This is a genomic window from uncultured Capnocytophaga sp., assembly GCF_938029845.1.
Classification (GTDB): domain Bacteria; phylum Bacteroidota; class Bacteroidia; order Flavobacteriales; family Flavobacteriaceae; genus Capnocytophaga.
Window position 1 is genome coordinate 1 of record NZ_CALHGG010000029.1, and the last position, 7,443, is coordinate 7,443.

Genomic DNA, 7,443 nt, shown 5'->3' on the forward strand with positions numbered 1-7,443 from the left:
AGCTTGCAAGCTCAACAAACTGATTGGGAAAAGTATGACCTCAAAGGAAAAGTAAAACAAGTAAAAGCCACTACCGCTTCCTATTCAGGAGGGTGTGAAGTTTATAAAGACTATGTTCAATGGACGTGCATCACGGAGTTTGACAATCAAGGAAATGTAGTAAAGAACACTTGGTATATTTGGAGTAATGAGCTCTCACAAGAGCATCTTTACTCCTATCAAGGAGAAAAAGTAACGCTCACGATTCTTCTTTACAAGCAGGATAAAATAACAAAAACCTATCACTACAAAAGAGGCGAAGAGGAACGTATAGAGAAAGAAATAGAACATACTGAGGAGAGTAATGATATTTCTTACACAGCACGAGTCTGTACATTTACAGGTTTTTACAAAAATCGTATCTTGCGCTCTCGACCTGCCACCACTTATGAGTATGATGACCGCGGCAATTGGATTCACAAAAAGGATACTACCAATTCCCATTGCGTACGGCACAACACAAGGAGTATTGTCTATTATTAAAATATCTGTCTAAGAATGAAAAGAATCCTTTTTTTATTAGTCTTGTTAGGGACTCTTGCTAAAAGCTATGCAGGTCCTATAGTAACTTTCTATGAAGACTTCAGCTTGAAAACAGAAGGTAAAAAAGTGTATTTAGTAAAAAAATACTATAGCAATGGCAATAAAATTGCGATTACTTCTTATGAAAAATACTTATTGCCTTTTGATAGTAAAGAGGCTCATATTGTTATGACAGATGAGGAGGATGAAAATGAATTAATCATTGCTAATGCCAATGATTACTATTTTGTGGAGTATTTTAGAGATTATACAAAAAATATGAAACAGTGTGTAAGAGCTGTCAAAATGTTTCCTACTAATAGTGTTACTCAAACTTTCAGGAATAATTGCTTTTATGTAAATGGTAAGTGGGTGAGGGTAGCTATGGAAGATGGTGAGCTTACTCCAATGCCTGATTTTCCCCAGCACCCTACTGTTATCGCTGAATTGGAACATACTACTTTGTTAAAAGATAAAAACTTTGTGTATGAGTATGATAACCGAACATATACTTTAAAAAAGATAGAGGGACTTAATGCTAAAACCGTACAATTTCAAAAAACCAATAGTTATGACAAAAATCTGTTATATGACGATAATACTTTTTATGTAATGGATTACGATGGGATTGATCTTATGGAAATCACTAAAGATCTGAGAGCAAGAGGCTGTAACAGAAAATTTACTGAGGCTACTTTTATCAGATACCGAAGTGAGGGGGAACTTTTTGAACAGTATTTGTTGGATTTTAAAGATGGTAATTTGTGGAGTTGTGATAAGGATGGTAACTATAGATTTGTACTACCCATTAAGAATGCTACTTATGTAAAAGCTCTTGAAATGGTAAAAACAAGCGAAGGATATTATATTTCATTGCGATATGATGATCAACCTATTGATATGAGTGCTGTGCGAAATCTCAATAAATTACACAAGGTAAAGTATGCTTTTCATTACTTGGATCAGGACGATGATTTGTATACTGATGGAGAGCAACAATATATTTGTCTGTATAATATTTCTCAGCATAGAATATTATACCCTCTACAGGTAGAAAAACGCGTTTGGGAAGCCTTCACCTCTAAACAAAAGTATTATCACTATGAAAAAACATTAGAAGATGACTCAAGCACTACAGAAATAGCTGTAGTAGGCAATCAATTGGTAATATATAAATTTACCAGCCTGTTTAGTAAAAACTATTTAGAAGCACACCATACGCTCCCCATTGAGATTGTTAAAGAAATACCCCTTACATCAGAAGTCAAAGACCTAAAAATGTGTTATGCTACAAGAGATAAACTCATTATTGACAATATCATCATAGATAATATAGCTGATTTTGATACGCTTACTTTTGTAGGAGCTATTTATACATATGATTCACAACAGAGAAAATATGGTTACAAAAGTTATTTCAAAGATAAAAACAGTGTGTATTCTTACTATGAAAAGTCTCAAGAGATGATTAAGGAAAACTACAACCCTAAAACCTTTGATGAAGAAGCCATGTGGAAACTCAGAGTTAGGCGACCAGGCGATTAGGTCTAAACCAATAGCAAATTATTATATTAACATATTATCATCATGACAAAAACATTCGAATTACACAAGGCCATACGTGCCCGTCTGTTGCGCTTCTTAGACGAAGCCACCCCAGAACAATTAGCGCTCATACCAGAGGGCTTTCATAACAATATCCTATGGAATATAGCCCACTGCGTGGTCACCCAGCAGCTGCTGTGCTATAAGCTTGCCGGAGTGCAACCCCATGTCTCAGAAGAGCTGATCAACACTTACAGGAAGGGTACCTACCCCGATGGGCATATCCCAAGCCAAGAGGAAATCGCTACCCTTCGCCAGCTCCTTACCTCCACTCACGAGCAGATCATCGAGGACTACCAAAATGGCTTGTTCAAGGCGAAAGAATACCCTGTATATGAGACCTCCTTTGGTTACCCCCTTCACAATGTAGAGGAAGCGATTCTCTTTAACAACACCCATGAGGGTATGCATATAGGAACGATTTTGGCTTTGCGCTATTTTGTCTAATCTTTCTTCAGCTCATAGCGGGTAGTCTTCATCTGGTTACCATTCTTATAGATGATTTCCTCGGTGATTTCTCCTTTTGGGTTGTAGTACTTCCAAGTGCCTTCCTTTTGGTTATTCAGGTACTGCCCTTCTATATAAGGGGTGCCCGAGAGGTGGTATTCTTTGTATGCCCCCTCTCGGCTACCCTCTTTGTAGTTAATTTCCTTTTCCAAATTTCCCTTTAGAGAAAAGTATTGCCAAAGACCGTCCTCATAGTCCTTTTTGTAAGCACCCTTGCGAACAAAGCGACCACGCTCATCATAGAAGACATACGCCCCTTCCCGCTTGTTGTTCTTGGCAAAAAACTCCTCCTTGAGTTGGCCATTGTCATAATAGGTCTTCTCATGGGCAGGGTAGTCATTCTCATAGACACTATCCACTTGTAACTGTCCTAAATCGTTATAACGTTTGTAGGGTCCATGGAGTTTGCCACCCTTGAGGGTAGCTAATTCGCGGAGCTTACCATTCTCATAATAGCGCTCACGAACGGAACTGCCATCGGCTTTGAATTCTTGTTTCTCTCGTAGGGAACCATCGTCAAGTCGTGTCTCCCACTTGCCTATAGGCTCACCGTTCTTATAGTATTCGGTGGTATATTCTAGGATGCCACTACGTCGGTCATAGAATTTTGAATACCACTGCTTTCCGTCCTTTACTCCCATTTTGTAATGTTCTTCCTCTATAAGAGTACCATCATTATATTCTTTCCAAGTCCCATCGGGTTTGCCTGCTTTATAGTTACGGTCTTTGACCACCTTGCCGTCGGAGAATTCACGGAACTTACCATCTAACTCATCATTCTTATAGAAATATTCCCGATAGAGCACTCCAGAGCGGCCATACTCTCTGTAAAAGCCACTAAAAGCACCGTTGGTTAGTTCTGCCTCCTTTTTTACCTTGCCATTGGGGTGGTACTCCTTACTTACGCCTGTAAGTGCTCCATTCTTGTAGCTCTTTTCCCCCATGATTCTTCCCTCACGATCATAGTATTTGGCTATACCATCGAGTTTGCCATTGGCAAAGGTAGCCTCATAGTATTCCCCATTACCTTGAGCAATCTTGTAGGCACCAGAGAGGGGCGACTTGTCCTCATAGAGGGTAAAGATACTCTCATTGCCGAATTTCTTTTCCTCAATTTCATATTGGCTTACCAATTTCTGTCCATATCCCGCCAAGGCGTATAGGGTTATAAAAGAAAATACGAATCTTTTCATAGAAGTTTAAGTTTGTGGGACAAAGATAAGGATAATTTGGCAATTAACCAATCAAGTAGAAAGTCAAAATTTCTCCACTTCTCACTTTCCATTTTTCACTTATCTGATTGTCATGTTAGATAAAAATGTTACCTTTGTACAATCAAAAGAACAATCATGTCCGAAACACAGAATGTAGAATACAAAAGTACTTGGCGTGATGAATACCTCAAATGGATTTGTGGTTTTGCTAATGCAAATGGAGGTACCATTTTCGTTGGCAAAGATGACCAAGGACAAATAGTAGGAGTGCCTCAAGCTAAAAAGTTATTAGAGGATATCCCTAATAAAGTAAGGGATATATTAGGTATCTTGGTGGATGTGAATTTACATGAAACCTCCCAAGGGGATTACTTAGAAATAGCGGTAGAAGCCTACCCTAATCCTGCAAATTACAAAGGACAATACCACTATCGTAGTGGAGCTACCAAACAAGAACTCAAGGGGGTGGCTCTGGATAAATTTTTGTTGCAAAAGCAAGGAAAACGTTGGGATAGTGTGCCTATTACAAAGGTGGCAATAACTGATTTGAAAGAGGAAACCTTAACTTTCTTCAGAGAAAGAGGTATCAGAAGTAAGCGCCTGCCTGATACTATACTGCAGGAGAATACTCAACAATTATTAGAGAATCTAAACCTAATAGAAGATGTGTATCTAAAGCGTGCAGCGGTATTGCTTTTTCATCCCAATCCTGAAAAATTTGTTACAGGGGCTTATATCAAAATAGGCTATTTTCAGCGAGAGGCAGAACTTCTGTTCCAAGATGAGGTGCATGGCAATCTTATAGAACAAGTCGAAAAAACAATAGATCTACTCTTTACCAAATATATCAAAGCACTTATCAGCTACGAAGGTATTCATAGGGTGGAGACTTATGAATATCCCAAAGAAGCTGTGCGTGAAGCTCTACTTAATGCAGTGGCTCACAAAGATTATTCGGGCTTAACTCCTATACAGATAAGGGTGTATAAGGATAGGCTGATGATATGGAATCAAGGATCCCTGCCTGAACAATAGAAAAACTACTAAGTTCCCACTCCTCACGCCCTTATAATCCTGATATAGCAAACGCCTTCTTTAGAGGTGGTTATGTAGAATCATGGGGACGAGGTATTAGTATTATGGCTGAACTCTGTCAGGCACAAGGTCTACCTAAACCCTTGTATAATATAGACGGTTCTGACTTTTGGATAGAGTTTAGAGACCTTTTTAATACAGAGGGATTAAAGGAAAAAGGTCTTAATGAGAGACAGATCAAGGCCGTCTTCTATGTAAAAGAAAATGAAAAGATTACAAATAAAGAATATCAAGAACTTAATAAAATATCTACAAGAACAGCGGCTTATGAGTTGAAAGAGTTGGTAGAAGAATATAAGATTTTTAAGATGTTAGGAGCAAGTGTAAATAAGTTTTATATGTTAATAAATAGTTAGCAAAGAGTGCAAAAAGTAAAAATTGCCTGCAAAAAGCCTGCAAAAATGTAATCAAACTTATATATGTAATACGTAAAACTAATTATCACATTATCAAATTACCATGGCAACACCCGTACAAAAAGTAACTATCAAAGCTAAATTTCCTCTCTATAAAAAAGAGGAATTAGCCGAGCGTGTAGAGCTTATCACCTTAGAAGAAACAGGATTTGAGTTGGTTGCTCAAAAAGACCTCTATGCAATAGGCGACACCGCTATCTATATACAACCTGATTATTGCCTGCCCGATACACCTCTCTTTCAGGATTTTATTGCCCCAGCAGGTGATCCTAAGAAGTCTTATCTGGGTAAGATAGAAGACCAACCTCGCCGTATCCGAGCCATTAAGTTTCCACTCTCTAAAGAGCCTAATGGCGACAAGGTCTATTCCAATGGGATTCTTTTACCTCTTTCCGTAGTAACTTCTCATATAGGGGAACAACCTATCAATGCCGAGAGTTTAGGAATTACCAAGTATGAAGCTCCTATCAAGCTCATGGGTGACACCCAGCTAAGTCCTTTCCCCTCAGGCTGGTATCAGACAGATGAAGAGAATATCAACAATGTGTGGAGTGAGGTAAAGTTTCCTATCTACCTGATTGGTACCCAGAAGATAGATGGTACTTCCATTAGTATATCTACTGAGTATATCGCCACACGCAAGAATGTGATGGAGCGCTTTGTAAAGAAAGGCGATACAGAAGTAGAGAGTACCGAAACCTATATCAAATATGGCAGTCAGTACCAAGATATCTTAAGGGCTGCTCAAGAAACAGAAATTGTATTGCGTGGAGAGCTTAACGGACAAGGAGTAGGCAGTTCGGGTAACAAACTCAATCCTGCGCTAAAAGAAGCTGCTAATATTCGTTTCTTCGGCATTGATCGTCTCAGGGGAGGAATCACCTACAAGCTCCCTCATGCCGAGTTTGTAGCCAAAGCACAAGCGCTTGGTATTGAGACGGTTCCTATTATCTTTGAAAAAGAATTTAGCAACAGAGGAGAACTGCTCGCCACTTGTGAGGCTTATTTTGCCCAGCATGTGATAGAGGGGATTGTGGTTAGGACTCCTGATAGCAAGTTTTCTGCAAAAATAATGAATAACTACTACGATAGTAAGAAATAAAGAGTAGGTAAGCCTATTGGCAAATCAGCTAATTAGAAAAACTCCCCGTGGTGCGAGCCGCACAGGCGGTTACCATGGGGAGTTTCTACTATTATTGTGCCTCTCGGGTTATTCTGATTTTCCTCAGCCATAGACCTACGCCAAGGTACAACAGACAAGGGATCATCCCCGAAACAGGAGAAATGAGTATATGTTTGCCAGTTTCGATAAGAATATGCTTATCATATATCAGATTATTGATAGTGGTATCCTCAATAGCGTGCATCCACACTCCAGGCCAGATCGATTTCGTAAGACGGAAAAGTTCGGTGTACATTACTGTCCATGAGATGCAACACACCAATGCCATGATGCAAAAAGTTACTTTGTCGTAAGGGAATACAGCAAATAGCTGTTCTGGTTTTAGAAAATAAAAGAAGTAAGGCCAATGCCACGAGCACCACACTATCCCCACAATAAGGTAGAGCCATACATCCTTAATCTTCAAACTGAGCAAACGAGCGGTGAGATATCCCCGCCACGCTGATTCTTCAAAGAAATTCTTTACAAATTCCGCTACTACAAAGATGCCAAACCCACCGAGGTAGTCCGTCCACCGGATTTGTATATCCAGCCAGCCCAAAAGCTCCCCTATAAGCAGGGTAACGGCAATCACCGCAGGATAAATAAGCGTAGCCACTCCATACCAACGTAAGTTTTTCTTGATAAGCGGACGCAAACCCGCATCGCGCCAACCATCGCCCATGAAGGTACGTAATACGAGCCAAGTAAGCAGGGGAGCCACTATAAAAATACCCATTCCACTTGTACCATTGCTGGTATCGCTGAAATCACCTGTCGTTTCCCCCGTAAGAGCATCTACCCATACGCCTACCCAACCACAGCTGAGGGCTACGAGAATAAAAATACATAAATTTCTAATGGTTCGTGCTTGATGCTTCAT

Annotated in this window: 8 protein-coding genes; 6 read left to right on the top strand and 2 right to left on the bottom strand. The window is 39.6% G+C overall.

Annotated features, from left to right (window positions below; genetic code table 11):
- From Q0625_RS02260 to Q0625_RS02270, 3 genes are all read left to right on the top strand, one after another.
- Positions 1–522 (top strand): hypothetical protein (locus tag Q0625_RS02260; RefSeq protein WP_298823274.1); only part of this gene is annotated, 522 nt, incomplete at its 5' end.
- Positions 523–537: 15 nt separating this feature from the next.
- Complete coding sequence (locus Q0625_RS02265; RefSeq protein ID WP_298823275.1) at positions 538–2,106, top strand: hypothetical protein; 1,569 nt, start codon at positions 538–540, stop codon at positions 2,104–2,106.
- A 42-nt stretch (positions 2,107–2,148) separates the two neighbouring features.
- Positions 2,149–2,613 carry a DinB family protein gene (locus Q0625_RS02270; RefSeq protein WP_298823276.1) on the top strand — a complete coding sequence of 155 codons (465 nt, stop codon included), beginning with the start codon at positions 2,149–2,151 and terminating at the stop codon, positions 2,611–2,613.
- Here Q0625_RS02270 and Q0625_RS02275 read toward each other — a convergent pair.
- On the bottom strand, positions 2,610–3,866 hold the full coding sequence (locus tag Q0625_RS02275) for a hypothetical protein (RefSeq protein ID WP_298823277.1): 1,257 nt from the start codon (positions 3,864–3,866) through the stop codon (positions 2,610–2,612). The genes Q0625_RS02270 and Q0625_RS02275 overlap by 4 nt on opposite strands.
- Positions 3,867–4,022: 156 nt before the next feature.
- Between Q0625_RS02275 and Q0625_RS02280 the strand changes: the two genes are divergently transcribed.
- From Q0625_RS02280 to Q0625_RS02290, 3 genes are all read left to right on the top strand, one after another.
- On the top strand, positions 4,023–4,922 hold the full coding sequence (locus Q0625_RS02280; RefSeq protein ID WP_298823278.1) for an RNA-binding domain-containing protein: 900 nt from the start codon (positions 4,023–4,025) through the stop codon (positions 4,920–4,922).
- A gap of 44 nt (positions 4,923–4,966) precedes the next feature.
- A complete protein-coding gene (locus Q0625_RS02285; RefSeq protein WP_298823281.1) occupies positions 4,967–5,338 on the top strand; it encodes an ATP-binding protein in 372 nt (123 codons plus the stop codon).
- A 103-nt stretch (positions 5,339–5,441) separates the two neighbouring features.
- On the top strand, positions 5,442–6,500 hold the full coding sequence (locus tag Q0625_RS02290) for an RNA ligase family protein (RefSeq protein ID WP_298823279.1): 1,059 nt from the start codon (positions 5,442–5,444) through the stop codon (positions 6,498–6,500).
- Between the two features lie 91 nt (positions 6,501–6,591).
- Here Q0625_RS02290 and Q0625_RS02295 read toward each other — a convergent pair whose 3' ends face one another.
- The gene (locus tag Q0625_RS02295; protein ID WP_298823280.1) at positions 6,592–7,443 is read right to left on the bottom strand and encodes a CPBP family intramembrane glutamic endopeptidase; all 852 of its coding nucleotides are present in this window, start codon (positions 7,441–7,443) and stop codon (positions 6,592–6,594) included.

What these genes read in the sequence shown, in the direction of transcription:
- Q0625_RS02265 (WP_298823275.1), top strand. Translation starts at nt 538, where the DNA reads ATGAAAAGAATCCTTTTTTTATTAGTCTTGTTAGGGACTCTTGCTAAA.
- Q0625_RS02270 (WP_298823276.1), top strand. Translation starts at nt 2,149, where the DNA reads ATGACAAAAACATTCGAATTACACAAGGCCATACGTGCCCGTCTGTTG.
- Q0625_RS02275 (WP_298823277.1), bottom strand. Translation starts at nt 3,866, where the DNA reads ATGAAAAGATTCGTATTTTCTTTTATAACCCTATACGCCTTGGCGGGA.
- Q0625_RS02280 (WP_298823278.1), top strand. Translation starts at nt 4,023, where the DNA reads ATGTCCGAAACACAGAATGTAGAATACAAAAGTACTTGGCGTGATGAA.
- Q0625_RS02290 (WP_298823279.1), top strand. Translation starts at nt 5,442, where the DNA reads ATGGCAACACCCGTACAAAAAGTAACTATCAAAGCTAAATTTCCTCTC.
- Q0625_RS02295 (WP_298823280.1), bottom strand. Translation starts at nt 7,443, where the DNA reads ATGAAGCATCAAGCACGAACCATTAGAAATTTATGTATTTTTATTCTC.